This window comes from Streptomyces sp. NPDC093018 (assembly GCF_040684035.1).
Classification (GTDB): domain Bacteria; phylum Actinomycetota; class Actinomycetes; order Streptomycetales; family Streptomycetaceae; genus Streptomyces; species Streptomyces murinus.
In genome coordinates, this window is sequence record NZ_JBFBFF010000002.1 from 196,051 (window position 1) to 221,852 (window position 25,802).

The 25,802-nt window shown below is 71.8% G+C and carries 28 protein-coding genes and 1 pseudogene; 13 read left to right on the top strand and 16 right to left on the bottom strand.

Going from position 1 to position 25,802, the window contains the following annotated elements; genetic code table 11:
• Positions 1–87: 87 nt before the first annotated feature.
• A complete protein-coding gene (locus tag AB0N90_RS04750; protein ID WP_085566480.1) occupies positions 88–852 on the bottom strand; it encodes a GntR family transcriptional regulator in 765 nt (254 codons plus the stop codon).
• A gap of 183 nt (positions 853–1,035) precedes the next feature.
• The gene (gene nagB / locus AB0N90_RS04755; RefSeq protein WP_365193011.1) at positions 1,036–1,821 is read right to left on the bottom strand and encodes a glucosamine-6-phosphate deaminase; all 786 of its coding nucleotides are present in this window, start codon (positions 1,819–1,821) and stop codon (positions 1,036–1,038) included.
• 508 nt (positions 1,822–2,329) lie between these two features.
• On the opposite strand from nagB, the gene AB0N90_RS04760 reads away from it, so the two are divergent.
• Complete coding sequence (locus tag AB0N90_RS04760) at positions 2,330–3,796, top strand: PAS domain-containing sensor histidine kinase (protein ID WP_361675121.1); 1,467 nt, start codon at positions 2,330–2,332, stop codon at positions 3,794–3,796.
• Positions 3,797–4,045: 249 nt separating this feature from the next.
• Here the strand turns inward: AB0N90_RS04760 and AB0N90_RS04765 are convergent, their stop codons facing one another.
• Both AB0N90_RS04765 and AB0N90_RS04770 read right to left on the bottom strand, forming a co-directional pair.
• The gene (locus AB0N90_RS04765; protein ID WP_003992873.1) at positions 4,046–4,303 is read right to left on the bottom strand and encodes a WhiB family transcriptional regulator; all 258 of its coding nucleotides are present in this window, start codon (positions 4,301–4,303) and stop codon (positions 4,046–4,048) included.
• 320 nt (positions 4,304–4,623) lie between these two features.
• On the bottom strand, positions 4,624–5,592 hold the full coding sequence (locus AB0N90_RS04770; protein WP_361674785.1) for a diacylglycerol kinase family protein: 969 nt from the start codon (positions 5,590–5,592) through the stop codon (positions 4,624–4,626).
• 147 nt (positions 5,593–5,739) lie between these two features.
• Here AB0N90_RS04770 and AB0N90_RS04775 point away from each other — a divergent pair, with 147 nt between their 5' ends.
• Positions 5,740–6,183, top strand: coding sequence for a hypothetical protein (locus tag AB0N90_RS04775; RefSeq protein ID WP_361674783.1), 444 nt, complete (start codon positions 5,740–5,742; stop codon positions 6,181–6,183).
• A 10-nt stretch (positions 6,184–6,193) separates the two neighbouring features.
• Here AB0N90_RS04775 and AB0N90_RS04780 read toward each other — a convergent pair whose 3' ends face one another.
• The 3 genes from AB0N90_RS04780 to AB0N90_RS04790 all read right to left on the bottom strand — a co-directional run bounded on the left by AB0N90_RS04780 (position 6,194) and on the right by AB0N90_RS04790 (position 8,316).
• Complete coding sequence (locus tag AB0N90_RS04780; RefSeq protein ID WP_210730411.1) at positions 6,194–7,297, bottom strand: RNA polymerase sigma factor SigF; 1,104 nt, start codon at positions 7,295–7,297, stop codon at positions 6,194–6,196.
• A gap of 20 nt (positions 7,298–7,317) precedes the next feature.
• On the bottom strand, positions 7,318–7,734 hold the full coding sequence (locus AB0N90_RS04785) for an anti-sigma regulatory factor (RefSeq protein ID WP_009190566.1): 417 nt from the start codon (positions 7,732–7,734) through the stop codon (positions 7,318–7,320).
• 321 nt (positions 7,735–8,055) lie between these two features.
• Positions 8,056–8,316 (bottom strand): UBP-type zinc finger domain-containing protein, encoded by a 261-nt coding sequence (locus AB0N90_RS04790; protein ID WP_128791622.1) that lies wholly within the window; start codon positions 8,314–8,316, stop codon positions 8,056–8,058.
• Positions 8,317–8,377: 61 nt separating this feature from the next.
• Here AB0N90_RS04790 and AB0N90_RS04795 point away from each other — a divergent pair, with 61 nt between their 5' ends.
• Positions 8,378–9,973: a Na+/H+ antiporter gene (locus tag AB0N90_RS04795; protein WP_365193013.1), complete on the top strand. Its 1,596-nt coding sequence runs from the start codon at positions 8,378–8,380 to the stop codon at positions 9,971–9,973.
• A gap of 53 nt (positions 9,974–10,026) precedes the next feature.
• On the opposite strand, the gene AB0N90_RS04800 is transcribed toward AB0N90_RS04795, so the two are convergent.
• Positions 10,027–10,926 carry a pyridoxal-phosphate dependent enzyme gene (locus AB0N90_RS04800; RefSeq protein WP_365193015.1) on the bottom strand — a complete coding sequence of 300 codons (900 nt, stop codon included), beginning with the start codon at positions 10,924–10,926 and terminating at the stop codon, positions 10,027–10,029.
• A 192-nt stretch (positions 10,927–11,118) separates the two neighbouring features.
• Here AB0N90_RS04800 and AB0N90_RS04805 point away from each other — a divergent pair, with 192 nt between their 5' ends.
• From AB0N90_RS04805 to AB0N90_RS04815, 3 genes are all read left to right on the top strand, one after another.
• A complete protein-coding gene (locus tag AB0N90_RS04805) occupies positions 11,119–12,525 on the top strand; it encodes a family 2B encapsulin nanocompartment shell protein (protein ID WP_365193017.1) in 1,407 nt (468 codons plus the stop codon).
• Positions 12,526–12,637: 112 nt separating this feature from the next.
• Positions 12,638–13,774: a family 2 encapsulin nanocompartment cargo protein polyprenyl transferase gene (locus tag AB0N90_RS04810; protein ID WP_361674777.1), complete on the top strand. Its 1,137-nt coding sequence runs from the start codon at positions 12,638–12,640 to the stop codon at positions 13,772–13,774.
• Positions 13,775–13,932: 158 nt separating this feature from the next.
• The gene (locus AB0N90_RS04815; protein ID WP_365193019.1) at positions 13,933–14,265 is read left to right on the top strand and encodes a DUF952 domain-containing protein; all 333 of its coding nucleotides are present in this window, start codon (positions 13,933–13,935) and stop codon (positions 14,263–14,265) included.
• Between the two features lie 23 nt (positions 14,266–14,288).
• On the opposite strand, the gene AB0N90_RS04820 is transcribed toward AB0N90_RS04815, so the two are convergent.
• Both AB0N90_RS04820 and AB0N90_RS04825 read right to left on the bottom strand, forming a co-directional pair.
• Positions 14,289–14,705, bottom strand: coding sequence for a VOC family protein (locus AB0N90_RS04820; RefSeq protein ID WP_365193021.1), 417 nt, complete (start codon positions 14,703–14,705; stop codon positions 14,289–14,291).
• A 62-nt stretch (positions 14,706–14,767) separates the two neighbouring features.
• Complete coding sequence (locus AB0N90_RS04825; RefSeq protein WP_365193586.1) at positions 14,768–15,166, bottom strand: helix-turn-helix transcriptional regulator; 399 nt, start codon at positions 15,164–15,166, stop codon at positions 14,768–14,770.
• Positions 15,167–15,306: 140 nt separating this feature from the next.
• On the opposite strand from AB0N90_RS04825, the gene AB0N90_RS04830 reads away from it, so the two are divergent.
• From AB0N90_RS04830 to AB0N90_RS04845, 4 genes are read left to right on the top strand one after another with little or no spacing between them, the layout of a single operon-like run.
• The gene (locus AB0N90_RS04830) at positions 15,307–16,461 is read left to right on the top strand and encodes an inorganic phosphate transporter (RefSeq protein ID WP_365193023.1); all 1,155 of its coding nucleotides are present in this window, start codon (positions 15,307–15,309) and stop codon (positions 16,459–16,461) included.
• A 16-nt stretch (positions 16,462–16,477) separates the two neighbouring features.
• The gene (locus AB0N90_RS04835) at positions 16,478–16,705 is read left to right on the top strand and encodes a hypothetical protein (protein ID WP_361674772.1); all 228 of its coding nucleotides are present in this window, start codon (positions 16,478–16,480) and stop codon (positions 16,703–16,705) included.
• A 50-nt stretch (positions 16,706–16,755) separates the two neighbouring features.
• Positions 16,756–17,364 (top strand): helix-turn-helix domain-containing protein, encoded by a 609-nt coding sequence (locus AB0N90_RS04840; RefSeq protein WP_365193026.1) that lies wholly within the window; start codon positions 16,756–16,758, stop codon positions 17,362–17,364.
• Positions 17,361–18,326 carry an alpha/beta hydrolase gene (locus tag AB0N90_RS04845; RefSeq protein WP_365193028.1) on the top strand — a complete coding sequence of 322 codons (966 nt, stop codon included), beginning with the start codon at positions 17,361–17,363 and terminating at the stop codon, positions 18,324–18,326. Before AB0N90_RS04840 ends, AB0N90_RS04845 begins: the two co-directional genes overlap by 4 nt.
• Positions 18,327–18,372: 46 nt before the next feature.
• Here AB0N90_RS04845 and AB0N90_RS04850 read toward each other — a convergent pair whose 3' ends face one another.
• The 3 genes from AB0N90_RS04850 to AB0N90_RS04860 form a co-directional block, all read right to left on the bottom strand.
• Positions 18,373–18,972: an isochorismatase family cysteine hydrolase gene (locus tag AB0N90_RS04850; RefSeq protein WP_086810776.1), complete on the bottom strand. Its 600-nt coding sequence runs from the start codon at positions 18,970–18,972 to the stop codon at positions 18,373–18,375.
• Positions 18,973–18,994: 22 nt separating this feature from the next.
• Complete coding sequence (locus AB0N90_RS04855; protein WP_361675112.1) at positions 18,995–19,405, bottom strand: MarR family transcriptional regulator; 411 nt, start codon at positions 19,403–19,405, stop codon at positions 18,995–18,997.
• 158 nt (positions 19,406–19,563) lie between these two features.
• Positions 19,564–20,808: a cytochrome P450 gene (locus AB0N90_RS04860; RefSeq protein ID WP_365193030.1), complete on the bottom strand. Its 1,245-nt coding sequence runs from the start codon at positions 20,806–20,808 to the stop codon at positions 19,564–19,566.
• A 143-nt stretch (positions 20,809–20,951) separates the two neighbouring features.
• Here AB0N90_RS04860 and AB0N90_RS04865 point away from each other — a divergent pair, with 143 nt between their 5' ends.
• Both AB0N90_RS04865 and AB0N90_RS04870 read left to right on the top strand, forming a co-directional pair.
• Positions 20,952–21,437 carry a MarR family transcriptional regulator gene (locus AB0N90_RS04865; protein ID WP_365193032.1) on the top strand — a complete coding sequence of 162 codons (486 nt, stop codon included), beginning with the start codon at positions 20,952–20,954 and terminating at the stop codon, positions 21,435–21,437.
• Between the two features lie 92 nt (positions 21,438–21,529).
• A pseudogene (locus AB0N90_RS04870) lies at positions 21,530–21,835 on the top strand (LysR family transcriptional regulator); the annotation flags it as partial.
• On the opposite strand, the gene AB0N90_RS04875 reads toward AB0N90_RS04870, so the two are convergent.
• Positions 21,814–22,302: a MarR family transcriptional regulator gene (locus AB0N90_RS04875; protein WP_365193033.1), complete on the bottom strand. Its 489-nt coding sequence runs from the start codon at positions 22,300–22,302 to the stop codon at positions 21,814–21,816. The pseudogene AB0N90_RS04870 and the gene AB0N90_RS04875 overlap by 22 nt on opposite strands.
• A gap of 141 nt (positions 22,303–22,443) precedes the next feature.
• Here AB0N90_RS04875 and AB0N90_RS04880 point away from each other — a divergent pair, with 141 nt between their 5' ends.
• Positions 22,444–24,621, top strand: a complete 2,178-nt coding sequence (locus AB0N90_RS04880) for an FUSC family protein (protein ID WP_365193034.1) — start codon at positions 22,444–22,446, stop codon at positions 24,619–24,621.
• A gap of 27 nt (positions 24,622–24,648) precedes the next feature.
• Here the strand turns inward: AB0N90_RS04880 and AB0N90_RS04885 are convergent, their stop codons facing one another.
• On the bottom strand, positions 24,649–25,383 hold the full coding sequence (locus AB0N90_RS04885; RefSeq protein ID WP_365193036.1) for a hypothetical protein: 735 nt from the start codon (positions 25,381–25,383) through the stop codon (positions 24,649–24,651).
• Positions 25,383–25,754, bottom strand: coding sequence for a saccharopine dehydrogenase NADP-binding domain-containing protein (locus tag AB0N90_RS04890; RefSeq protein ID WP_365193038.1), 372 nt, complete (start codon positions 25,752–25,754; stop codon positions 25,383–25,385). Before AB0N90_RS04890 ends, AB0N90_RS04885 begins: the two co-directional genes overlap by 1 nt.
• Positions 25,755–25,802 lie beyond the last annotated feature (48 nt).

Below are 25,802 nucleotides of genomic sequence, written 5' to 3' on the forward strand. Positions count from 1 at the left end.
CTAGGTGACGCTATCCAGCCAGTGGAAGACCCCGTCTCAAGCTGTGTGTATCGATTCGGCGAAGGAACGGACGCCTCCGGACCGGCTCTAGTCCATCGGGCGCTTCAGACGGGCCACGAACTTGTACCGGTCGCCGCGGTACACCGACCGCACCCACTCGACCGGCAGGCCCGCGCGGTCCAGCGAGTGCCGGGAGAGCATCAGCATCGGCAGCCCGACGTCCGTACCGAGCAGCCCGGCCTCGCGCGGGGTGGCCAGCGAGGTCTCGATGGTCTCCTCGGCCTCGGCGAGATGGACGTCGTACACCTCGGCGAGCGCGGTGTAGAGGGACGTGTACTTCACCAGCGAACGACGCAGCGCGGGGAAGCGCTTGGCGGAGAGATGGGTGGTCTCTATGGCCATGGGCTCGCCGTTGGCCATGCGCAGCCGCTCGATGCGCAGCACCCGTCCGCCGGCGGAGATGTCGAGCAGCTCGGCGAGCCGATCGTCGGCGGTGATGTAGCCGACGTCCAGCAGCTGGGAGGTCGGCTCCAGGCCCTGGGCGCGCATGTCCTCGGTGTAGGAGGTGAGCTGGAGCGCCTGGGAGACCTTGGGCTTGGCGACGAAGGTGCCCTTGCCCTGGATGCGCTCCAGGCGGCCCTCCACGACCAGTTCCTGAAGGGCCTGGCGGACGGTGGTGCGGGAGGTGTCGAACTCCGCGGCCAGGGTGCGCTCCGGCGGGACCGGCGTGCCGGGTGCCTGCGTCTCCGTCATGTCGAGCAGGTGCTTCTTCAGGCGGTAGTACTTCGGCACGCGTGCGGTACGGACCGTCGTGCCGGCCTCGTTCTCCGCACTGCTGACATCGGTGCTCATGCTCCGCCTTCCCGGCTCCGGATGCCGAAGCGACCGACATCCCCATCGGCCACGGCTCACATCGTGGCACGGCTTACTGTGTCAGGACTCCACCCGCACGCTCCGTGATCCCCTCTGTATACCGTCGGGACCCGAGCTGGTCTAGTCCAACAGGGGTCCCCTGGGCACCGGGTCCGCGTGTCCTCAGATCCCCTGCCACTGCGGCTTGTTCGCGTAGGTGTGCCGGAAGTAGTCCGCGAGCTTCAGCTTCGAGGCGGCCGGCTCGTCCACGACGACGGTGGCGTGCGGATGCAGTTGCAGCGCCGAGGCCGGGCAGACGGCCGCGACCGGACCCTCGACGGTCGCCGCGACCGCGTCCGCCTTGCCCTCGCCGGTCGCGAGCAGCACCAGGTGCCGGGCCTCCAGGATGGTGCCGATGCCCTGGGTGATGACGTGGTGCGGGACCTGCTCGATCTCGCCGTCGAAGAAGCGCGCGTTGTCCACCCGGGTCTGCTCGGTCAGGGTCTTGATCCGGGTACGGGAGGCGAGCGAGGAGCAGGGCTCGTTGAACCCGATGTGCCCGTCGGTGCCGATCCCGAGCAGCTGGAGGTCCACCCCGCCGGCCGCGGCGAGCGCGTGGTCGTACGCGGCGCACGCCGCCCGGACGTCCTCGGCCGTGCCGTCGGGGCCGAGGAAGGAGTCCATGCCGATGCCGAGCGGCTCCAGCACCTCGCGGCGCAGCACCGAGCGATAGGACTCGGGGTGCTCGGCGGGCAGCCCCACGTATTCGTCGAGCTGGGCTATCCGGGCCCGCGCGGGGTCCACGGCGCCGGCCCGCACCCGGGCCGCGAGCGCCTGGTAGACGGGCAGCGGGGTGGAGCCGGTGGCGACGCCGAGCAGGGCGTCGGGCTTGCGTCGCAGCAGCTGCGCCATGGCCTCGGCGATCAGCTCGCCACCCGCCGCGGCGTCCGGAACGATGACAACTTCCACGCTGGGCCTGCCGTTCTGGAGAGGGCTCGTGCGTCTATGTGGTTTAGACCAATCTAACAGAGCGGGCCTCTCGCGCCGATGCCTCGGCACAAGGGGTCACGGAAATTACCGGCGCCTTCTGCCCCCATGGTCGACCCGGGCGGGCTAGGCTGCGTGGCATCGAGTGCCATGGGCCGCGTCTGCCGTAAGGGCATGGACATGCCCCATGGTCTAGTCCACAATCGAAGAGACTGTTCGAACAAGCGGTTCGAAGCGACACGCGGGCGAACAGTACGAAGCGAACAAGCCCCGTCTTCCCCGCACAGGAAGGCGGATCGAGGAACCGGCGCTCTCTGCCCTGACTGCCCCGGCTCCTCGGCCTTCGGCCGACCGGGACCGCACACCCCACGGCCGATGATGCTCCGGGCTGCGGTGCCGGGAGGGTTGAGGGTCCCTTCCAGGCGCCGCGGCCCGCGGGTGTTTTTCGGCCATGCCGAGGCCCGCGGGTACGCTCGCAAACGTGCCCTCCATGAACGAGCTGGTCCGCCAGCACACCGCCCTCGACGACTCCGATCTCGAGTGGCTCCATCTGCTGGTCTCGGAGTGGCAGCTGCTCTCCGACCTCTCCTTCGCCGACCTGGTCCTGTGGGTTCCCACCCGGGACGGCACCCGGTACGTCTCGGTCGCCCAGATGCGCCCCAACACCGGCCCCACCTCCTACCAGGACGACATGGTCGGCCACCTCGTCCCGCGCGGCCGGCGGCCCATGCTGGACGTGGCGCTCGACGAGGGCCGGATCGTGCGCGAGGGCGACCCGGAGTGGCGCGAAGAGGTCCCCGTACGGGTCGAGTCCATCCCCGTACGACGGGAGGGCCGGGTGCTCGGGGTGATCGCCCGCAACACCAACCTGCTCACCGTGCGCACCCCGAGCCGGCTGGAGCTGACCTACCTCCAGAGCGCCTCCGACCTCGCCCAGATGATCGCGGCCGGGTCCTTCCCCTTCCCGGGCCAGCAGGTCGACATGGACGCCTCGCCGCGCGTCGGCGACGGACTGATCCGGCTGGACGCCGACGGCATCGTCCAGTACGCCTCCCCGAACGCACTGTCCGCCTACCACCGCCTCGGCCTCGCCGCCGACCTGGTCGGACACCACCTCGGGCACACCACCGCCGAGCTCGCCCCCACCCGGGGCCCGGTGGACGAGGCGCTGGCCAAGGTGGCCAGCGGCTGGGCGCCGCGCGAGTTCGAGATCGAGTCGCCCGATGGGGTGATCCAGTTCCGGTCCATCCCGCTCAAGCCCAAGGGCACCCGGATCGGGGCGCTCGTGCTGTGCCGGGACGTCACCGAACTGCGGCGCCGCGAACGCGAGTTGATCACCAAGGACGCGACCATCCGGGAGATCCACCACCGGGTGAAGAACAACCTCCAGACGGTGGCCGCCCTGTTGCGGCTCCAGGCCCGGCGCATCGACTCCGAACGCGGGCGCGCGGCCCTGGAGGAGGCGGTGCGCCGGGTCGGCTCCATCGCCATCGTGCACGAGACGCTCTCCCAGAACCTGGACGAGCGGGTGGAGTTCGACGACATCGCCGACCGGGTGCTGTCGATGGTCGCCGAGATCTCGCCGGGCAAGGTGACCGGCCGGCGCAGCGGGCGCTTCGGGATACTCGACGCCGAGGTGGCCACACCGCTGTCGATGGTGCTCACCGAGGTGCTCCAGAACGCCCTGGAACACGGGTTCCGTGAGGGCGAGACCGGCACGGTGGAGGTCTCGGCGGTGCGCGGCGGCAGTACGAAGGAGGCCCGGCTGCTCGTCACCGTCCAGGACGACGGGGTCGGCCTGCCCGAGGGCTTCGACCCGCACCGCTCGGGCAACCTGGGGCTCCAGATCGTACGGACCCTGGTGGAGGGCGAGTTGGGCGGCACGTTCGACATGGTCCCGGCGCCGGAGCGGGGGACCAGGGTGATCCTGGACATCCCGGTGCGCGCGCAGAAGTAGTCAACGGCCCTTGGGGGAGGGCCCGTTGGTATGGACCAATGGTGGCGGCGGGTGCGCCGGGGGCCTGGACGGCGACCGGGGTCCGGACAGCAAAAAGCCCCGGACCGTCTTCGGTCCGAGGCTCGTGCTCGTTGCTGCGCTGCTTTCGCCGGCGGCATCGGGGGATACTGCGCGCTGCTGCTCGGGGGCGGGAGATGCGTGCTCGATGCACGCGCCGCCAAGCTCAGGCTGTCAGCTGGGGTGGGTGTGTCAGGCGGAGGCCTGACGGGCCCGGTTGCGGGCGGCACGGCGCTTCATTGCGCGACGCTCGTCCTCGCTGAGGCCACCCCAGACGCCGGAGTCCTGGCCGGACTCAAGCGCCCACTGCAGACACTGCTCGATCACCGGGCAGCGACGGCAGACGGCCTTGGCTTCCTCGATCTGCAGCAGCGCGGGACCGGTGTTGCCGATGGGGAAGAAGAGCTCGGGGTCTTCCTCGCGGCAAACGGCGTTGTGACGCCAGTCCATGGCTGCTACCTCTCCTTGGTATTACGTGCAAGTTGCTTGTGAATGTGAACGCTTTCACGAATCCCTCGACAAGTGAAGGGCCGAACGCCGAGTCTTCCCCGGCGGGGTCCTTGGTATGAAGAGGGGTTCCGGTGATCAGTGGAGGCCGGTGTTGGGGGCCGTCCCGATCGCCACGTAGAGACTCGCAAACCTCAGCGGCGGATACAACCCCTTCCGGAAAGTTTTTTTTGATTCCTCGGTGTCGACTGGGTCACAGCCGTACTTCCATGGGGTGGATCCTGGCCTAAACGTTCGAGTGAAAGGACTTTCGCCTCTTCCACTCACACAATCACACGCAGTGCGCGGCGTACGCCTGTGAACGTCACGCTCCTGCGCAGCCCCAGGTGGTCACCGTCCATCTGCAGAGGCAGAGGAGCCTTCGAATGCAAGGTGAAGCGGTCCAGATCATGGAGGGGGAACGCATGCCTGCCATGGGGTCCGCGCTCGGGGGACGAAGTGAGCAACTGGGTGCCATACCGGGCAACCGCGGCCGTCGACAGGCGGCTGAGACCCAGTACGTCGATGCCCGTGTCGAACGAAGCCTTAGGCGATGTGTACATGGGGCGATTGCCGAGATACGTCCAAGGGGACGTGTTCGAGACTATGGCGACAACAAGATCCTCGATCGGGTCCTCGCCGGGCCGCTCCAGAGTGATCAGGCCGTGCCGGCGATTGGCCTCGCCGAGAAACTGCCGGATCACCTGCCGTACATAGAGCGCGTGCGTCGACTTCTTACCGAGCCCGCGCTGCTGCTCGACGCGGCCGACGACGCCCGCGTCGAAACCGAGTCCCGCGTTGAAGGTGAACCAGCGGGCCGGCACCCCTTCGTCCTCGGTACCGGGGGTGCCGGAGGCGAGACCGAGGCCCACCACGCGCTCACGCTTCTCGCGCAGCGCGTCCAGCAGGGCGCCGGTGGCCTCGACGGGGTCGTTGGGCAGACCGAGGGCGCGGGCGAAGACATTGGTGGAGCCGCCGGGCACGACGGCGAGGCCGGGCAGCCGGTCCAGCTCGGGCCCCGCGTGCAGCAGTCCGTTGACCACCTCGTTGACGGTGCCGTCGCCGCCGAGGGCCACGACCATGTCGATGTCGTCGCTCTCCGCGGCCTGCCGGCCCAGGTCCCGGGCGTGTCCGCGGTACTCGGTGGTGACCGCCTCCAGCTTCATCTCACTGGCGAGCGCGTGGATCAGCACATCACGCCTGCGTGCGCTGGTGGTGGTTGCCGCCGGATTGACCACGAGGAGAGCACGCATGCACGTCAGCGTACCTACCCGGCGGTACCGGGCCCAGGCCGAGGTAGGGATCGGGTAAGAGGGGCGGGGGTGAGCCTTCCCACGTGGGCAGGTGCCGGTGACCGAGCCCACCCCCGGCCCGCTCCCGCCGACGGCTACCCTGCTGAGGTGAGCAGTGAGCAGACCTCCGTACCGGACACGGCCGAAGCCGACGGCCCCCGCCCCCGTCGTCTGACGTACGCCGCCACGCTGGCCGGGCTGGAAGGCGTCGCGTTGTTCGCGGGCGGCCTGTGGGTCCTCGTGCTCGGCATCACCGGCGCCCCCGACGACCGGCAGCAGGCCGTGACGCTGGGTATCACCCTCGCCGTACTCGCCCTGCTCCCGCTCCTCGCCGCCCGCGGCCTCCTGCTGCGCCGCGGCTGGAGCCGGGGACCCGCCGTGATCACCCAGCTGATGGCACTGCCGGTGGGGCTGAACATGCTGAAGTCCGGCGGCCTCGCCGTCCCGGTCGGCATCGTCCTCGCCGTCGTGGCCGTCACGGCTCTCGTGCTGCTCATCAACCGCGAGACGACCCAGGCCCTGAACATCAAGGGCCCGGGCCGCGCCGAGTAGGGCGGGCGCTCTACTCCTCCACCAGCAGCTTCTCCCGCAGCTGCGCCAGCGTGCGCGCCAGCAGCCGGGAGACGTGCATCTGGGAGATCCCGACCTCCTGCGCGATCTGCGACTGCGTCATGTTCCCGAAGAACCGCAGCAGCAGGATCCGCTTCTCCCGCGGCGGCAGATCCTCCAGCAGCGGCTTGAGCGACTCCCGGTACTCCACCCCCTCCAGCGCCTCGTCCTCCGCGCCGAGCGTGTCGGCGACCGCGGGGGACTCGTCGTCGGTGTCGGGGACGTCCAGGGACAGCGTGGAGTACGCGTTCGCCGACTCCAGGCCCTCCAGGACCTCCTCCTCGGAGATCGCGAGCTTCTCCGCGAGTTCGTGCACCGTCGGCGAGCGGCCGTGCAGCTGGGACAGCTCCGCCGTCGCCGTGGTCAGGGCGAGCCGCAGCTCCTGGAGGCGGCGCGGCACCCGGACCGCCCAGCCCTTGTCCCGGAAGTGCCGCTTGATCTCGCCGACCACGGTCGGCGTGGCGTACGTGGAGAACTCCACGCCCCGCTCCGGGTCGAACCGGTCCACGGACTTGATCAGCCCGATCGTGGCGACCTGGGTGAGGTCGTCCAGCGGCTCGCCGCGGTTGCGGAACCGGCGTGCCAGGTGCTCCACGAGCGGCAGATGCATACGGACCAGCTGATTGCGCAGCTCCGCGTACTCCGTGCTGCCCGTGTCGAGCCCGCGCAGTTCGACGAACATCGCACGGGCCCCGCTGCGGTCGTGCGGGTCGTGCGGTGCGGCCTCCGCGCTCAGCGCGCCGTCGTCCGCGTATCGCTCGTGCTCGCTCATCGTCCCGCCCGTAGCCCTTCCCCGAGCCCTCGCCCCCGCGCGGCCGGCGGGAGCGGCCCCGCCGCGCGCCTCGGGCGAGGTGTCGGGGCCTGCGCCCGCACCGCCGGGCCCTGCGGAGTGGTCCTCCGGGTGTGGCCTGGCCTGCTCGGGGATGCCGTCGATGCCGTCCGCCATGCGCCGGGAACCGTCGCGGGGGCTGTCCCCGGAGGTCTCCGCCGCACTCGACCAGGGGGCACCCCCGTCCCCGGTCGGCAGCTCACGCGTGCCGCGCTCTTCGTCCCGCACCGGACCGTCCCCGTTCTCCCTCACGCCGGCCCGGGACCCGCGCCGCGCTGTTTGTAGAGGCTGATGGACACCGTCTTGTCCTCGTCGACGGCGGACGAGACCTTCCCCGCGAGGGCCGACAGCACGGTCCAGGCGAAGGTGTCCCGCGAGGGGGCATGGCCGTCCGTGGTCGGGGCCGAAACGGTGACTTCCAGCGAGTCGTCGACGAGCCGGAAGACGCAGCTGAGCACCGAGCCCGGCACGGCCTGCTGCAACAGGATCGCGCAGGCCTCGTCCACGGCGATGCGCAGATCCTCGATCTCGTCCAGGGTGAAGTCCAAGCGGGCCGCCAGACCGGCCGTGGCCGTCCGCAGCACCGACAGGTAGGCACCCGCGGCCGGCAGCCGGACCTCCACGAAATCCTGGTTCGCCGCGGGTTCGCCTGCGATCTGGGACACCCTCACCTCCATGGTGGTACAAGCTTTACAGGGGCCGAGGGTCGCCCCCCGGGGCTAACGCGTAGGTGGTTCAAGCGGTGACGCTATCGCGCGCCGAATGTTTCCGTCCCCGGGACCCCGACCCCCTGGCGTCACTCACAGTAAAGCTGTGGATACGCTCCGTGTCTAGGGGGTATGCGGCCCCAAATCGGAAGAGCGCGCGCCGGGTTGACGTACCCAGACGTCAGACGCCCGAACCGTCGTGCGTGCGCCGCCGCATGCAGTGTCACACGACACAGTGCCCGAACGAGAAGATGATCAACGATCGGACCCGGGTACCGCTCAGACGAGTACGTGGTCCACGAAGCACCATCGCCAGTCCTCGCCCGGTTCGAACGTCCGCATCACCGGATGCCCGGTCTGCTCATGATGCCCGGTGGCGTGCCGGCCCGGTGAGGAGTCGCAGCAGCCGACGTGGCCACAGGTCAGGCAGAGCCGCAGCTGCACCGGGTGCGTCCCGGCCGCCAGGCACTCCGGGCAGGTCGCGGAGCGCGGCTCGGGTTCCGGATGCGGCAGCGCGTCGGCGTGCGTGCACTGTTTCATGATTGCCAGATTACGACGGGTGTGCGGGTGACCGCGCGGAAAATGAGGGTGGGCGAGGAGCATGGACGTGATGCCCCTGCTGTTGCTGGTCGCGGGCAGTGCCGCGGTCGCCGGGATCGCCCGGCGCACCCCGGTGCCCGCGCCGCTGCTGCTGGTCGCGGCGGGCCTGGTGGTGTCGTACGTGCCCGGCGTCCCCGACTACACGCTCGAACCCGATGTCGTGCTGCCCCTGGTGCTGCCCCCGCTGCTCTACAAGGAGGGCACCGAGAGCTCCTACCTGGACCTGCGGGCCCAGCTGCGCCCGGTGGGGCTGCTGTCCGTCGGCTACGTGCTCTTCGCGACCTTCGTCGTCGGCTGGGCCGCCTATCTCGTCGTACCGGGGCTGCCGCTGCCCGCCGCGCTGGTGCTCGGCGCGGTCGTGGCGCCGACGGACGCGGTCGCGGCCGCCGCGATCGCCCGCCGGGTCGGGCTGCCGTCCCGGATCACCACGATCCTCCAGGGCGAGTCGCTGCTGAACGACGCCACCGCGATCACCGCCTACAAGGTGGCCCTCGCCGCCGCCGTCGGCGCGGGCTCCACCTGGGCGGGCGGCATCGAGGAGTTCCTGCGCGCGGCGGTCGGCGGCGTGCTCGTCGGCCTGGTGCTCATGGTGCCGATCCACTGGCTGCGCACCCGCCTGACCGAGGCACTGCTCCAGAACACCCTCTCGCTGCTGATCCCCTTCGTCGCCTACGGGGTCGCCGAGCAACTGCACGCCTCCGGAGTGCTCGCGGTGGTCGTGGTCGCCGTCTACCTCGGGCACCGCTCCTGGGAGGTCGACTTCGCCACCCGGCTCCAGGAGGAGGCCGTGTGGAAGATGGTCGCCTTCGTGCTGGAGTCGGCCGTGTTCGCGCTGATCGGCCTCCAGCTGCCGCCCATCCTCAAGGGCCTCGCGGCCTATCACGGGGCCGACGCGGCCTGGTACGCGATCGTCGTCTTCCTGGTCGTCGTGGCCGCCCGGTTCGTCTGGACGTTCCCGGCGACCTTCCTGCCGCGCGTGCTCTCCCGGCGCATCCGGGAGCGCGAGGAGGACCCCACCTGGCGGGCGCCGGTCGTGGTCTCCTGGGCGGCGATGCGGGGCGTGGTCTCCCTGGCCATCGCCTTCTCCGTCCCGGAGACGATCCGGGGCGGCGCGCCCTTCCCGCAGCGCAACCTGATCCTCTTTCTGACCTTCACCACGGTCATCGGCACCCTGGTCGTGCAGGGCCTCACCCTCGCCCCGCTGATCCGCCTGATGAAGTTCCCCGGCCGCGACCGCCAGGCCGAGACCCTGGCCGAGGCCAACGCCCAGGCGCAGGCGTCCCTGGCCGCCGAACGCCGCCTGGAGGAGCTCCTCGCCGACGAGCGCAACGCACTGCCGCCGCCGCTCGCCGACCGCCTCCACGACGTCCTGGAGCGCCGCCGCAACGCCGTCTGGGAACGCCTCGGCCAGGCGAACCCCGTCACCGGCGAGTCCGTGGACGACACCTACCGGCGGCTGTCCCGCGCCATGATCAGCGCCGAGCGCGAGGTCTTCGTACGGCTGCGCGACCACCGCTACATCGACGACGAGATGCTGCGCGCCCTGCTGCGGCACCTGGACCTGGAGGAGGCGGCGGCGTACCGGGAGGCGGCGTAGCCCCCACGGGCTGCGAGGGCCCGGGGCCGCCGGGGCTCCGGGCCGCCGGGCCGCTAGGGCTCGGGGAACGGCCGGCCGGTGATGACCGCCGCGAGTGTCGTGCCGCGCGGGAAGGCGCCCTCCTCGGCGAGGACGACAAGTCCGTAGAGCAACTTGGCGACATAGAGACGTTCCACGGGCAGCCCGTGCCGCTGCTCGAAGTCCTCGGCGAACGCGTCGAGTTCGGGGGTGGTCCGCGCGTACCCGCCGAAGTGGAAGCGGTCGTCCAGCGCCCAGTCGCCGGTACGGCCACCGAAGGCACGTTCCTGCAATGCCTCGACGTCGGCCGTCAGGAAGCCGCCCCTGAGGACCGGCACCCCGAGCGCGCGCTGTCCCTCCGCCAGCCCGGCCGCGAGCCCCGCGAGCGTCCCGCCGGTGCCGCAGGCCACCGCGACGGCATCGGCGTGCCCGCGCAGTTCCGCCCCGAGCGCCGTGCAGCCGCGCACCGCCGCCGCGTTGCTGCCGCCCTCCGGCACGACGTACGCCCCCTCGGCGCCGGCCGCGCGCAGGATCGCCGCCAGCGTCTTTGGCTCGGCCTTGCGCCGGTAGGCCGACCTGTCGACGAACCGCAGCCGCATCCCGTCCGCCGCGCACCGGGCGAGGGAGGGGTTGAGCGGCCGGTCGGCCAGCTCCTGACCGCGCACCACACCGGTGGTGGCGAGCCCGAGCAGCCGTCCGGCGGCCGCGGTGGCGCGCAGATGGTTGGAGTAGGCCCCGCCGAAGGTGACCAGCGGCCGCCCGTCCGCCGCGGCGATGTTCGGCACGAGCTTGCGCCACTTGTTGCCGATCAGCTCCGGATGGATCAGATCGTCCCGCTTGAGCACCAGCCGGATCCCGTGCCGGTCGAACCGCTCGTCCCGTAGCTCCCGAAGGGGCGAGGGAAGGCGGGGGGCGAGGGGATCGCTGCTGGTCACGGTGTCATTGTCGCCGACCTCGCGAACCCGCACCCGACCGCGGCCCCTTTTTCGCGGTCCTCCTTTCTGCCCACTAGTGCGATGATCCATTCCCCCTCTTTCGGGTAATGGCGTGGCAACCGTGCGTGATGGGACGCTCGATGCGAGACCGGCCCGTTGCGACCGGTGCATTACATGGGAGGGCATTTCCACATGTCGGTAGGCGAAGAGCTCCGCACGGATCAGGGCAAGCCGCAGCAGTCCCTCGGGACCGCGGCAGCGCGGAACCTGGCCACCACCACCAAGTCCGTTCCGCAGATGCAGGAGATCAGCTCCCGCTGGCTGCTGCGCACGCTCCCCTGGGTGGACGTCCAGGGCGGCACGTACCGGGTGAACCGCCGGCTGACGTACGCCGTCGGCGACGGCCGGATCACCTTCGTCAAGACCGGGGGCCAGGTCGAGGTCATCCCGGCCGAGCTCGGCGAACTCCCGGCCCTGCGGTCGTACGAGGACGAAGAGGTGCTGGGCGAGCTGGCCCGGCGCTGCCGCCAGCGCGACTTCGCCCCCGGCGAGGTCATCGCCGACTTCGGCAACCGCAACGACGGGGTGCATCTGCTCGCCCACGGCCGCGTCGAGAAGATCGGCACCGGCCCCTACGGCGACGACTCGGTCCTCGGCGTCCTCGCCGACGGCGCCTACTTCGGCGACCAGGCGCTGGTCGACCCGGACGCCATCTGGGAGTACACGGTCCGCGCGGACACCGCCAGCACCGTGCTGATCCTCAGCCGTCAGGACTTCGAGCAGATCGCCGAGCGCTCCGAGTCCCTGCGCAACCATCTGGCCCAGCTGCGCTCGATCCCGGAGCAGCGCACCAACAAGTACGGCGAGAAGGCCGTCGACCTGGCCGCGGGCCACTCCGGCGAGGCCGACATCCCGCACACCTTCGTCGACTACGAGGCCCGGCCCCGCGAGTACGAGCTGAGCATCGCCCAGACCGTGCTGCGCGTCCACTCCCGGGTGGCCGACCTCTACAACCAGCCGATGAACCAGACCGAGCAGCAGCTGCGGCTCACGGTCGAGGCGCTGAAGGAGCGCCAGGAGCACGAGCTGATCAACAACCCGGAGTTCGGTCTGCTCAGCAACTGCGAGTACGACCAGCGGATCCAGCCGCACGACGGCGCCCCGAGCCCGGACGACATGGACGAACTGCTCAGCCGCCGCCGCGGCACCAAGCTGTTCCTCGCCCACCCGCGCGCGATCGCCGCGTTCGGCCGCGAGCTGAACAAGCGGGGTCTGGTGCCGGAGACCATCGACATGGGCGGCAACCGCATCCCGACCTGGCGCGGGGTGCCCCTCTTCCCCTGCGGCAAGATCCCGATCAGCGAGGCGCGCACCACCTCGATCATCGCGATGCGCACCGGCGAGGACGAACAGGGCGTCATCGGGCTGCGGCAGTCCGGCCTGCCGGACGAGATCGAGCCGAGCCTGTCCGTCCGCTTCATGGGGATCAACGAACAGGCGATCATCAAGTACCTGGTCACGGCCTACTACTCGGCCGCCGTCCTGGTGCCCGACGCGCTCGGCGTGCTGGAGAACGTCGAAATCGGCCGGTGGAGGTGACGTTTCCGCACGTCGCGGCCGTGTCCCCGACCGCCCGGACGGGTACATCCTCGGGGTACGCGTCCGGCCGGGCAGGATCCGCCGATGCCCGCGGACCTGGCGAGGGGGAGACATGGCCGAGTCCATGACGGAGACCGAACAACGTCCCTCCGGTGTGCCGTACCCCGGCACACCGGAGGGACGGCGGGGGACCGGTGACCCGGGCCCCGCCCCGCACGACGGGCAGGAGGCGCCGGAGCTGCTGGAGCGGAGCCGGGCCATGGTCGACCCGGCGATGCGCGCCGCCGTCGAGTCGCTGCCCGGTTCCATGCGCCGGATCGCGCGCTACCACTTCGGCTGGGAGCACGTGGACGGCAGCCCGGCCGCGGGCCACGCGGGCAAGGCGATCCGTCCGGCCCTGGTGCTCGCCGCGGCCGCCGCGCTCGGCGGTCCGGGGGCCCGGGCGGCCGCCGTACCGGCCGCGGCGGCGGTGGAGCTGGTCCACAACTTCACCCTGCTGCACGACGATGTGATGGACCGGGACCCCACCCGCAGGCACCGGCCCACGGCGTGGACCGTGTTCGGGGACGCCGACGCGATCCTCGCCGGGGACGCGCTCCAGGCGCTCGCGCTGCGCCTGCTGGCCGAGGACCCGCACCCGGCCGCGGCCCCGGCCGCCGCCCGGCTCGCGGACTGTGTGATGGAGCTGTGCGCAGGCCAGCACACGGACACCGACCTGGAGCACCGCGCCCCGGGGGAGGTCACGCTGGACGAAGTGCTCGCCATGGCCGAGGCGAAGACGGGGGCGCTGCTGGGCTGCGCCTGCGCCCTCGGCGCGCTGTACGCGGGCGCGGGGCCCGAGGAGGTGGCCGCGCTGGACGGCTTCGGCCGTCAGGCGGGACTCGCCTTCCAGCTGATCGACGACGTCATCGGCATATGGGGTGAGCCGCTGCGGACCGGCAAGCCGGCCGGTGCCGATCTCGCGGCCCGCAAGAAGTCCCTGCCGGTGGTGGCGGCGCTCGTCTCCGGCACCCCGGCGGCGGCCGAACTCGCCGCGCTGTACGGAAAGCCGTACATCACCGGGGACAGCGAGGGCATAGCGCGGACCGCGCTGGCCGTGGAGCGGGCCGGGGGCCGGGACTGGGCGCAGACGGAGGCGGCCGACCGGATGGCCCGCGCGATGCAGGAGCTGGCCCGGGCGATCCCGGACCCCGAGGCGGCGGGCGGGCTGCTCGCCCTCGCCGAGTTCGTGACCCGGCGCAGCAGCTGAGCGCCGCGGTCCGCGCCGCCGGTCCGTCCGGCGGCCCCGAGGACCCGGAGCCCCCGGGCCCGTGCGGCTCCTGACCCCGCACGGTGCCCCGGGGGCTCCGGTCGGCCGGGTCCCGTGGATCCCCACAGTCCACGGGGCCCGCCGTCTACCGTGAAGCCATGCCGAAACCGTCCCGCATCGTCCACATCACCGAGCGCTCCCTGTGGGAGGCGGCCCGCGAGCGCGGCACCTACGAGGTGTCGACCCGGGGCCGCACCCTCGACCAGGTGGGCTTCATCCACTTCTCCACCCGCGAGCAACTCCCGTCCGTCGTCGCGTTCGTGTACGGCGGGTATGACGGCCCGGACGAACTGGTGGTCCTGGTGGTCGACCCGGCGCGGCTCGACGCGCCGCTCAGGTACGAGCCGGTGCAGCCGGGCGGCGAGGAATTCCCGCACCTCTACGGCCCGTTGCCGGTGAGCGCGGTGGTGGAGGTGGAGCCCTGGGGGTGAAGTACCGCGCTTGGCGGGGGAGTTCAGGCCGCCGGGCGCTGGAAGCAGCGCAGCAGATTGCCCGCCGGATCGCGGAAGGCGCAGTCGCGGACGCCCCACGGCTGGTCGGTCGGCTCCTGGAGCACATCGGCGCCGGACTCGCGCAGCCGCTCCCACAGCGCGTCGCAGTCGTCGGTGGCCAGGATGACCCCGCGCAGCATGCCCTTGGCGAGCAGTTCGGCCAGCGCCTGCCGGTCGGCGGGGGAGGCGTCCGGGTTGGCGCCCGGCGGCTCCAGCACGATCTCCATGTCCGGCTGGTGCGGCGAGCCGACGGTCACCCACCGCATCCCCTCGAAGCCCACGTCGTTGCGGACCTCAAGACCGAGGATGTCGCGGTAGAAGGCGAGGGCCTTGTCATGGTCGTCCACGGCGATGAAGCACTGCGCGAGTCGTACGTTCATGCGTTCACGCTAAGCCGGTCGGGATGCCGGCGCGCGCGGCTGCGGGGAACGGCCCGGGGAGATCAGTAGGGGCGGCGGCGGGGCCGGGTGAAGGCACGGGCCACGCAGGAGGGGATCACCGCGGCCGGTTCGTGCGAGGCGGCGCGGTAGGCGCTCGGGGTCTGGCCGACCAGCTCGGTGAAACGGGAACTGAAGGACCCCAGCGACGTACACCCCACGGCCAGGCACACCTCGGTGACCGTGAGGTCGCCCCGGCGCAGCAGCGCCTTGGCCCGCTCGATGCGGCGGGTCATGAGATAGCTGTACGGCGTCTCCCCGAACGCCTTGCGGAAGCTGCGCTGGAAATGGCCCGGGGACATCAGGGCGCCGCGCGCCAGCTCACTCATGTCGAGCGGCTCGGCGTACTCCCGGTCCATCCGGTCCCGTACCCGCCGCAGCCGCCGCAGATCCTCCAGGCTCACGCCCACCAGCTTGGCACAGCCCACCGGCACCGGACCCGGGATCGGCACGGCCCGCCTCCCCACCCCGTCTCCTTCCGGGCATTCCCGGGCCTTCGCTCCCAGTTCGCGCGGAATCGGCCGGGTCTTGGTTGGCTGGAGTCATGGACCACATCACGTTGCTCGTGGCGGTCGTCATCGTGACGGCGCTGGCGTTCGACTTCACGAACGGGTTCCATGACACCGCGAACGCGATGGCCACCTCCATCGCCACCGGCGCGCTCCGGCCCAGAATCGCGGTCCTGATCAGCGGTGTTCTCAATATCGCGGGCGCGTTCCTGTCCACCGAGGTGGCCCGGACGATCTCCGGGGGCATCGTGGACGACGCCCTGGTCACCCCCTCGATGATCTTCGCCGGGCTGGTCGGGGCGATTCTGTGGAATCTGGCGACCTGGCTCGCCGGGCTGCCCTCCAGTTCCTCGCACGCCCTGTTCGGCGGGCTGATCGGCGCGGTCTGGGTCGGCGCGGGGTCCAAGGGCGTGCACTTCGAGCAGGTGCTCGACAAGGTGCTGCTGCCCGCCGTCGTCTCCCCGGTGGTGGCCGGGGTGGCCGCCTGCGCCGCCACTTACCTCGCCTATCTGCTCTCCGCCCGCGCCCGCCAGGACCGGGTGACCAAGGGCTTCCGGTTCGGCCAGATCGCCTCCGCCTCCCTGGTCTCCCTCGCGCACGGCACCAACGACGCGCAGAAGACCATGGGCGTGATCACGCTGACCCTGATCTCCGCGGGCGCGCTCGGCCATGACGCCGGACCGCCGGTCTGGGTGATCGGCTCCGCCGGTCTCGCGATCGGCCTCGGCACCTATCTGGGCGGCTGGCGGATCATCCGCACCATGGGCAAGGGTCTGACGGAGATCCAGTCGCCGCAGGGCTTCGCCGCCGAGACGGCCTCCACCGCGGTGATCCTCACCTCCGCCCACCTCGGCTTCGCGCTGTCCACCACCCAGGTCGCCTCCGGCAGCATCCTCGGCGCGGGACTCGGCCGCCGGCTCGCGGAGGTCCGCTGGGGCGTGGCCGGGCGGATGGCGCTGGCCTGGCTGATCACCCTGCCGTTCGCCGCGCTGGTCGGCGGCCTCGCGGCGAGCGTGGTCAAGCACGGCGGCAACATCGGCACGGTCGTCGTCGCCCTGGTGGCGCTGGCGCTCGCCCTGGGCGTCGTCGTCATCTCCCGCCGCAACCCGGTGCACGCCGACAACGTCAACGACCACCACGAGGTCACCCTCCGCTCCCAGACCCCCACCGACATCGGCTCGGCCGTCTGAATCCCGGGAGTCCGCCATGCACATCGACTGGTCCGCCCTCGCCCGGGTCGCCGCGGTCAGCCTCGGCGTCACCGTCGCCGTGGTCGTCGTCTTCACCCTCGGCGTCCTCGGCCTCTCCCGCGCCGCCGACCGCCGCACCGGCCCCGCCACCGCCCTGGCCCGCGCCCAGGCGGGACTGTGCTTCCTGGCCTGCGCCGTGGTGGTGGGCTACGGCATCTACCTGATCGTGCCCCGGCTGCACTGAGCGGAATCAGCGGAATTTACAGAGTTCCACTTCAGTGTTAAATTCGTAGCATGCCGAAGGTTCCCTCCGCCCAGCTCGTCCTCGAAGGCGCCTACCGCGCCTTCTGCCGTCATGGATTCCGCCGTACGACGATGTCGGACATCGTCGAGGAGTCGCGGCTGTCCCGGCCGACCGTCTACAAGTACGCCGGGACCAAGGACGAGGTGTTCGCCACGATCGTGCGCACCGGTCTGGAACGGGCCGCCGCGGCGGCCGAGCGGGCCGTGGCGGCGGCGGGCACGGCCGAGGAGAAGGTGCTCGGCGTGCTCACCGTGAAGCTGGAGGTGGCCATCCGGCTCTGGCAGGACAGCCCCACGCACGCCTATGAGCTGCTGGCCGCCGCCTCCGCCCACACCCCCGAGCTGGTCGGCGCCTATATGGACCACCTCGCCCGGCTGCTCACCGACGCCCTGGCCGAAGCCGTACCCGGCACCGCCCGGCAGGCGGCCGAGGTGCTGCTCACCTTCACCCGGGGCCTGGAGGACGACCTGCGCGATGTCGAGGCCGCCCGCCGGGATCTCGGCACCGGCGTGCAGATGATCACCCGAGGGGCGCTGGGCCGCCCCTCAGCCCCCGCCCGACCCACCAGCGGGCCCCAGCCGGAAGGCACCCCCTCATGAGCTCCACCACCCCCACCACCTACCGCGACCAGCAGGCATGGCGCGACCTCCAGCGCTTTCTGCCCGAGCGGCTGCGCCTGACCGACGAGACCGCACCCGAGGAGGAGTTCTGGGACTGGCGCGGACACCGCGTCCACCTCGACCGGTACCCGAACCCCGGGGCGCGCGCCAAGGTCGTGCTGCACCACGGCGTGGGCACCAACGGCCGCCAGATGTCCCTCGTCCTCGGCGCCCCGCTCGCGCGGCTCGGCTTCGAGACCGTCGCCCTCGACAACCTCGGCTACGGCCTCACCCGGGTCAGGCCGGGCACCACACCGTCGTACGACGACTGGGTCGATCTGGTCGTGGACTTCCTCGCCCATGAGCGCGCCCGCGACGACCGCCCGATCATCCTGTACGGGCTCAGCGCGGGCGGCATGCTCACGTACCACGTGGCCGCCAAGGCGCCGCGCGGCACCCTGGCCGGCATCGTCGGCATGACCTTCCTCGACCAGCGCCTCCAGCAGGTCCGCGACGAGACCGCGCACGACCGGATCGCCGCCCGCCTCGGCGGTCCCGTGATGGGACTGCTGGCCAGGACCCCGGCCGCCGGGCTGCAGTGCCCGATGAGCCTGGCGAGCAAGATGTCGGCGCTCGCCAACGACCCCGGCGCGATGAAGGTGTTCCTCAAGGACCGCACCTCGGCCGCGAACTGGGTGAGCATCCGCTTCCTGGACCGCTACATGAACTACGCCCCCGCGGTCGAACCCGAGGACTTCGACGCCTGCCCCGTCCTGCTGACCCAGCCCGCCGAGGACCGCTGGACCCCGCACCATCTCAGCGTGCCGGTCCTGTCCCGCATCACGAAGGTCCCGGTCGACACCGTCATGCTCGACAACGCGGGGCACTACCCCCTGGAGGAGCCCGGCCTGCGGCAAATGCAGGACGCCGTCGCGGACTTCGTCACGAAGTGCGCCGCCTGAGCGCCCACGTGAGCGGGGGCGCGGGCCGGGACCGTCGTACGAACGATCAGGCGGCGCCCAGCAGTTCGCGCAGCTCCGCGATGTCGATGACGTACGAGCGCATCGGGAACACCTTCTCCAGCAGCACCCGGTGGACCTCCTGGTCCCGGTCGGCGACCCCGTCAGACAGCACGATGACGCGGTAGTCGCGGTCGGCGGCGTCGGTCAGCGTGGACAGCACGACACCGCTGGTGCTGATGCCGGAGAGGATCAGCGTGTCGATGCCGCGCTCGCGCAGCCGTTCGTACAGATCGGTCGTGGAGGCCGCGCCGATGCGGACCTTGCGTACGACGATGTCGCCGTCCTCGGGCGCGATCCGCGCGTCGACCTGGGTGTCCGGGTCCTCGTGGTGGTTGCGCTTGGCCGCGGCGAGCGGGCTGAAGGACTTGTTGGTCTCCGGGATCGCGGCCCAGTCGTCCTCGGTGAAGGCGACCCGGACATAGCCGATGGCGCCACCGGCGGCGCGGACGTCGGCGATGGCACCCTTGACCCGCTCGACGAGTGCGTCCGGGTCCGGGACGAGCGGCAGGATTCCGCCCTGGAGGTCCATCGCCAGCAGGGCGGTGCGCGCGGGGTCGATGACGGGCAGGGCGGCGGGGCTGGTCATTCGGTGGTTCTCCTCGCGGATCTCAGGGGATGTGCGGGTGGATCTCGGCCCCGGCAAGACGCTCCAGCAGCTCGACGGCCTTTTCCAGGTCGTCGCGCTCCTCCGGCCGCACGACCTGCGTGATCGCACGGGCCAGGAACGTGGCACGCCCTGCGAGCAGCCGCTCGATCAGCGCGCCGGCCGAGGGGTCGGCGCTGATCAGCTTGCGGCGGCCGTCCCCCGGGTCGGGGGCGCCGTGCACCAGTCCGGCGGCCTTCAGCACCGCGAGACTCTGGGCGATGGCCTGGGGCGTGACGTGCTCCAGCGCGGCGAGCCGCGCCGCCGTGACCGGGCCCTCGCGCACCACCTCGGCCAGGACGGCGAGTTGGGTGGCGGTCAGCCCGGTCGCGTGCTGCCCCGACTCCGCGCGCAGCCGTGCCCGCAGGCGCTTCATCGCCTGGTTGAGCCGCTGCGCGGTGTCGGAGGGGGGAGTCGGGGGAGCGGGAGTGGAGCCGGTGGTCACGCCCACACCGTAGATTTCATCAAGTAACTTTGCCAAGTTACTTGATGAAATCTTGGGCCGGGCCCCCTGTCAGCGGGGCGCCCGCGCGGTCACCAGGCCACGGGCAGCTCGTACACCCCGTAGACGGCCATGTCCTCCCGGAACGGGATCTCTGCCAGCGGCCGCTCCAGGCGCAGGCCCGGGAACCGGCGCAGCAGCGCGGGGTAGGCGACCTGGAGTTCCATCCGGGCGAGGTTCTGGCCGAGGCACTGGTGGGGGCCGGTGCCGAAGGCGATGTGCCGGCGGGCGGCCCGGTCGATGTCCAGCCGGTCGGGGTCCTCGAAGACCTCGGGGTCGCGGTTGGCGAGATCGGTGGCGAAGACGACGCCCTCACCCGCGCGGATGACCTGCCCGCCGACCTCCACGTCCGCGACCGCGACCCGGCGCCGCCCCAGATGCACGATGGTCAGGTACCGCAGCAGTTCCTCGACGGCGTTGACCACCCGGCGCGGCTCGCCGTCGCGCACCGCCGCGAGCTGCTCGGGGTGCTGGAACAGCGCGCAGACGCCGAGTGCGATCATGTTGGCCGTCGTCTCGTGCCCGGCCACCAGCAGCAGCCGGGCCTGCTTGGCGCATTCGTCGCGGGTGCTGATCCCGGTGCGCAGGTACTGGACGGCCATGCGGCTGAGCAGATCGTCGCCGGGGTCCTTCTCCTTGGCGGCCACCAGGTCGCCGAGGTAGTCCACCAGTTCCTGGGAGGCGGCGAGCGCGACCTCGGGGGTGCTGCGGGTGTCGATCATCACCGCGCTGACCCGCTGGAAGAAGGCGTGGTCGGTGTAGGGGACACCGAGCAGTTCGCAGATCACCAGCGACGGCAGCGGCAGCGCGAAGTCCCGCACCAGGTCGGCGGGGGGTCCGGCCTGCTCCATCGCGTCCAGCAGCTCGGTGACGATCGCCTCGATCCGGGGCCGCAGCTCGTTGATCCGCTTGACGGTGAAGTCGGCGGTGAACCGCCGCCGCTGCTCGTTGTGCTCCGGCTCGTCCATCGAGATGAACGTGCGGTTGTGGGCGCGGGTGGCCTGGCTTCCGGCGCTCACGCTCGGGAAGTTCGGCAGCCGGTTGTCCGCGCTGATCCGCTCGTCCCGCAGCAGCGCGACCTGGTCGGCGTGCCGGGTCACCAGCCAGGCGGTGTTGCCGTCCCACAGGGAGATGCGGGCCAGCGGGCCCTCGGCGAGCAGCCGGTGGCGCTCGGGCGGGGGGTCGAAGGGGCAGCCGGGGGCGCGGTGGGTGGCGTAGGCGGGGGGCGCGGCCGGGACCGGGCTCGGGGCCGGCGGCGCGGTGGGGGTCTCGGGCATCGTCGTGGACCTCCTCGGTTACTTAACAAAAGTAAGTAAGTTACTTTCATGTTACTCCGGTGGGCGGGGGAGGCGGAATAGGTGTAGGGGGCAAGTTTCGGCCAGAGGCGACGGGGGCGGGGGCCGTACGACATGATCGGTGGATGGACCGACGGGTGGACCCCATGGAACCCGAGACGGAACCCGAGGGGCGGGCGGCCCTGGACGGCCTCTACACCGCGCTCTCGGCGCTCGCGTACACCATGACCGGCAACCGCGCGCACAGCAGGCTGCGCCGGGAGGCCGGGGTCTCGGTGGACCGGGCGTCCCTCGCGGTGCTGCGGGTGCTGGCGGCGTCGCCGGAACCCCTGCGGATGGGCGAGCTCGCCGAGGCGCTGATGGTGAACGCCCCGCATGTCACCCGCGAGGTGCGCCGACTGGAGGACGACGGCCTGGTCGCCACCACCAAGGAGCCGGGGGACCAGCGGGCGCGCCGGGCGCGGGCCACCGGGGAGGGCCGCGAGGCGGTCGCGCGCGCCGAGGCCACCGGGAAGCGGTGGCTCGGCGAGGCGCTGGGGGAGTTCTCGCCGGAGGAGCTGGAGACGGCGGCGGCGGTGATCAACCGGATCGTGGCGGGGTTCCGGCCGTAGGGAAGCTGTGCGGGGCCCTCGGGGGCTGGTCCCCGGCCAGGGGTCCCCCTTTCTTGCCCTGACCATGTATCCGGCCGCATGCCACATTCCCCTGGACCGCCGACGCCGGCTCCGTCCGGCTGCCCGCCACGCCCCTGCAGCCCATTGTCGCCGAGGACGTGGCCGCCGTGGTGGCGGACGTCGCCACGGGCTCACCGCTCGACGGCATCCAAAACATCGCCGGCCCCGATGTCTTCCCCCTGGACGAGCTGGGCCGGTTCACCCTCTCCCGTAAGGGTGATGGCCGTACGATCGTCACCGACCCCGCGGCCGGTATGTTCGCCGTCGTCAAGGGGGATGTGCTCACGGACCGGCGGGCGCGGCTCGCGCCCACGCGCTACAGCGACTGGCTCGGCTGACCCGCCGTCGACGCGGCCGGCTGAAGGAGATAGCGCGCGGCGACGGCCCGGTTGTACCGGTCCAGCATCGCGCCCAGCGTCCGCAGGTCCTCCGGGTCCCAGTCGCCCAGCAGTTCGGCGTGGCTCTCGGTGCGCCGGTCGCGTACGACCCGCATCTCGCGCAGCCCGTCCGCGGTGGGCGTGACCACCCAGCGGCGCCGGTCGGCGGGGTCGGCGGCGCGTTCGACCAGGCCGGCGGCGGTGAGCGCGGAGACCTGCCGGCCCGCGGTGGAGGGGTCGAGGCCGAGGGTGCAGGCGAGGGTGGTGATGGTCATCGGGCCACCGTCGCTGAGGGTGCGCAGCAGCAGATACTGCGCCCGGTCGAGACGGTCATGGACGTCGGTACGCCGGTGCAGCAGCTCGAAGTTGCGCATCAGCACGGCCGTCTGGCGCTCGATCACTTCGAGCGCCGGGTCCGCTCCAGTCATCCCTTACCGCCGTCTCCCCGTCGTCTGATACCAGTATCGCATCAGCAGTTATCGGTATGATACCGATAGTTACCGGTATCGTACCGGGATTGCAAGGATCCGGACCAGAAGGTTCCGGATCACTGGGGGGAGTGGGTACGGGTGGACCGAGGAGTGGCCGCGCTGCGCGGCATACGGGACAGGGTGGTCGGCTCGGACCCGGGACTGAACCGGCTGCGCATGGCCCTGTCGGCGGCGCTGGCGATGGCCAGCACGCTGGGCATCGAGTACCTGTACGCCACCGCGACCCACGCGGGCCCCCAGGGCACCCTGATCGCGATGTTGCTCGGCACCGTCATGGCGATGATGGGCTCGATGGCCCTGTCCGGCACCGGTGTCTGGCCGAAGGTGCGCACCGCCGTCTTCTTCCCGCCGGCCATCGGCATCGGGATGCTCGCGGGTGTCGCGGTGGCCGGTCGTACGGATCTGATGCTGTGCGTCTTCGTCGCCGTGATGTTCGTGGCGGTCTTCGTGCGCCGCTTCGGCATGGCGTTCTTCTTCTACGGCTTCATGATCTGGATGGGCTACTTCTTCGCCGCGTTCCTCGGCGCGAAGCTGTCCATGCTGCCTGCCCTGCTGTCGGCGGTCGGGGTCGCGACGGGCTGGGTGCTGCTGCTGTCGCTGACCGTGCTGCGCACCAATCCGCGCCGCACCCTGCGCCGGGTGCGCGAGGCGTTCGGCGCGCGGGCCCGTGCGGTGGCCCGTGCCAGTGCCGAGCTGCTGGCGGCCGACCCGCGCCGCCACGCCCGGCTGCGCCGTCGGCTGCACGCCCGCCAACTGCGCCTGTCCGAGGCCGCGTTGATGATCGAGGGCTGGTCGGCGGAGCCCGGCGCGCTGCCCCCGGGCTGGTCCGGCCCCGCGCTGCGCCGCCGGTTGCTGGAGGCGCATCTCGCGATCGACGCGCTGGCCGCGGCGGCCGAGACGCTGGCCGAGGACGGCGGGGAACTGCTCCCCGCGGCCGCCCGTATCGCCGGTCATCTGGGCCGCCGGGAGTACGGCGCGGTGGAGTACGTGGCCCGCCCCCTGCTGGAACCCCGTACGGGTACGGCGGCGCCGGGCACCGGCCGCTGGCCCGCCCACCATCTGGCGGCCGCGGCCGTCGAGTACGTCACCCTGGCGCGCACCGCCACCGCCCCGCCGCCGTACGACGACATCACCGACGAGGCGTACGACCCCGTCGTCACCCTGGCCCAGGGCAATCTGCCCGGTTCCGCGGCGGTGGCCTCGGACGTCGCGGCGCGCGGCAGCCACTGGAACCCACTGAGCCGGCTGACGCTGACGACCCGGCAGGCGATCCAGGTCGCGGTCGCCGGCACCCTCGCGATCCTGGCCGGCCGGGAGCTGTCCCAGGCCCGCTACTACTGGGCGGTGCTGGCCGCGTTCATCGCCTTCGCCGGGACCGCGACCCGCTCCGAGACCTCCATCAAGGCGGTCAACCGGGTGGTCGGCACCCTCGTCGGCCTGGGCGCGGGCATCGGCCTCGCGCATCTCACCGCCGGGCACACCGGGTGGGTGCTGGTGGTGATCGTGACCAGCATGTCCCTGGGCTTCTACCTGGTGAACGTCAGCTACGCCTGCATGATCTTCTTCGTCACCATCATGGTCTCGCAGCTCTACAGCGTCCTGCACGAGTTCTCCGCCGGACTCCTGCTGCTCCGCCTGGAGGAAACCGCCCTCGGCGCGGCGATCGGCATCGCGGTGGCCTACTTCATACTCCCGACCAGCACCCGCGACACCGTGGAGACGGCCCGCCGGGCGTACTTCAGGGCCCTGTCCGAACTGGTGGACCGCGCGGCGCCGACCCGTCCGGACGGCACCGAACTCGACGCCCTCGCCCGCTCCCTGGACCACCGCCTCCAGCAACTCACCCTGGTGGCCCGCCCCTTGACCCGCCCGATGGCCTGGGGTGTCAATTCCCGCCTGGTCCGCCACCGCCTGACCCTCTACGCCGCCACCACCCGCCAGGCCCGCGCGCTGGTCCGCAGCGGCTTCCCGGTCCCACCGGAACTGGCCGACGCCTGCGCCGCGTTGTCGCGTGCCGCCACCGCCCTCGCCGGGGCGACCCCCCGCCCCGACCACCCCGTCCCCGACGTCACCGAGGCCCTGACCACGGCGGCCACCACCCTCCTGACCCACCGCCCCCACTGCCCGGGAACCCCTCTCCCCCCGGTCACCCAACCCCTGGTCCACCTGCGCCAGTTGCTGACGGAACTGGCCATGCTCCCGCCGGCCCCGACAACCCCCGCCCCCACCAACCAACCGACGACCAGCCCGCGTTGACGCCCTCGCCCGCGACCGGTCCGGCCGTCACCCCCGCCCGGCCTCGGTGAGCCCGATCTCCGCGCAGCCCCGCCGGAGCCGATCGAGCCCGAAGGCTCTGGTGGGGGAGACCACTCCGGGAGTGGCGTCGGCATGGGTGGTGAGCCGGTGGGCGGCCCAGGCCATGAGTTCGCCGGTGAGGGTGTAGATGCCGGGGCCTTCGAGATGGACCTCGGCGAGGGGCGCGCCGCCCGGGGAGGCGGCGACCGCGACCACGTGGGTGCGCGTCTTCGCCCGCTCCACGGCGTCCGGTCCACCGGGCGGCCCGATGAGCGGGCGGGTCAGGGCGTCGAGCGCTCGTTGGCCCCCCGGGAGCCGGACCGCGCCGTGGGCGACGGCGGACAGCAGGGACAGGGGGCGGCTGAGCACGGGGAACCAGCCGTTGTAGACGGTGACGGCGTCCAGCTCCGGGAACTCCTCGGGGAGGAAGAGGACTTCGGTGCCGGAGACCAGGAAGGCGTTCTTGCGCCGCCCGGCGACGGGGAAGGCGTGCACACGGGCCGCGGTGCGCTCCTCCACCAGCCGGTGCCCCAGCAGGCGCGCGGAGGGCAGGGTCACGCCGTCGCGCATCGTCGTACGGGTGCCCTGGCTCAGCCCCTTCCGGAGCGGCCCGGTGGCGAAGTACCCGATGTCCAGGACGCGCGCGGCGGTGCCGGCCCGCTGGGCGGCGAGGGTGCCGGCGAGGACGCCGGGGACGTAGTCGTAGCCGAAGGCGGGCAGCATCACGATCCGGTGTCGCGAGCCCGCCCGTGAAGACGCTCGCGCAGCGCCCGCACGAAGCCGACCTCGCCGGTGGAGTCGATGTAGTGCGCCCCGGCGTCGGCGGCCGCCTGGGCCAGGGGGTGCCCGAAGCGTTCGAAGGGGCCGACGGTGGTGACCAGGACGTCCCCGCGCCCGACGACCCCGCGCAGGGAGGCGGGGTCGGTGGCGTCCACGATCGCGTGGGGCAGGCCGCCGTGCCGTTCGGCGAGCGCGGCGAGGGGGGCGCGGTTGCGCCCGGCCAGCGTCGGCTTCAGGCCGCGGCGAAGCAGGGAGTCGAGCACGAGGGAACCGGTGTAGCCGGTGGCCCCGAGGAGAACGATGCGTCCGGTCATGGGAGTGGGCCTCTTGATCAAATTGGAATGCATTCCAACTTTAGAAGG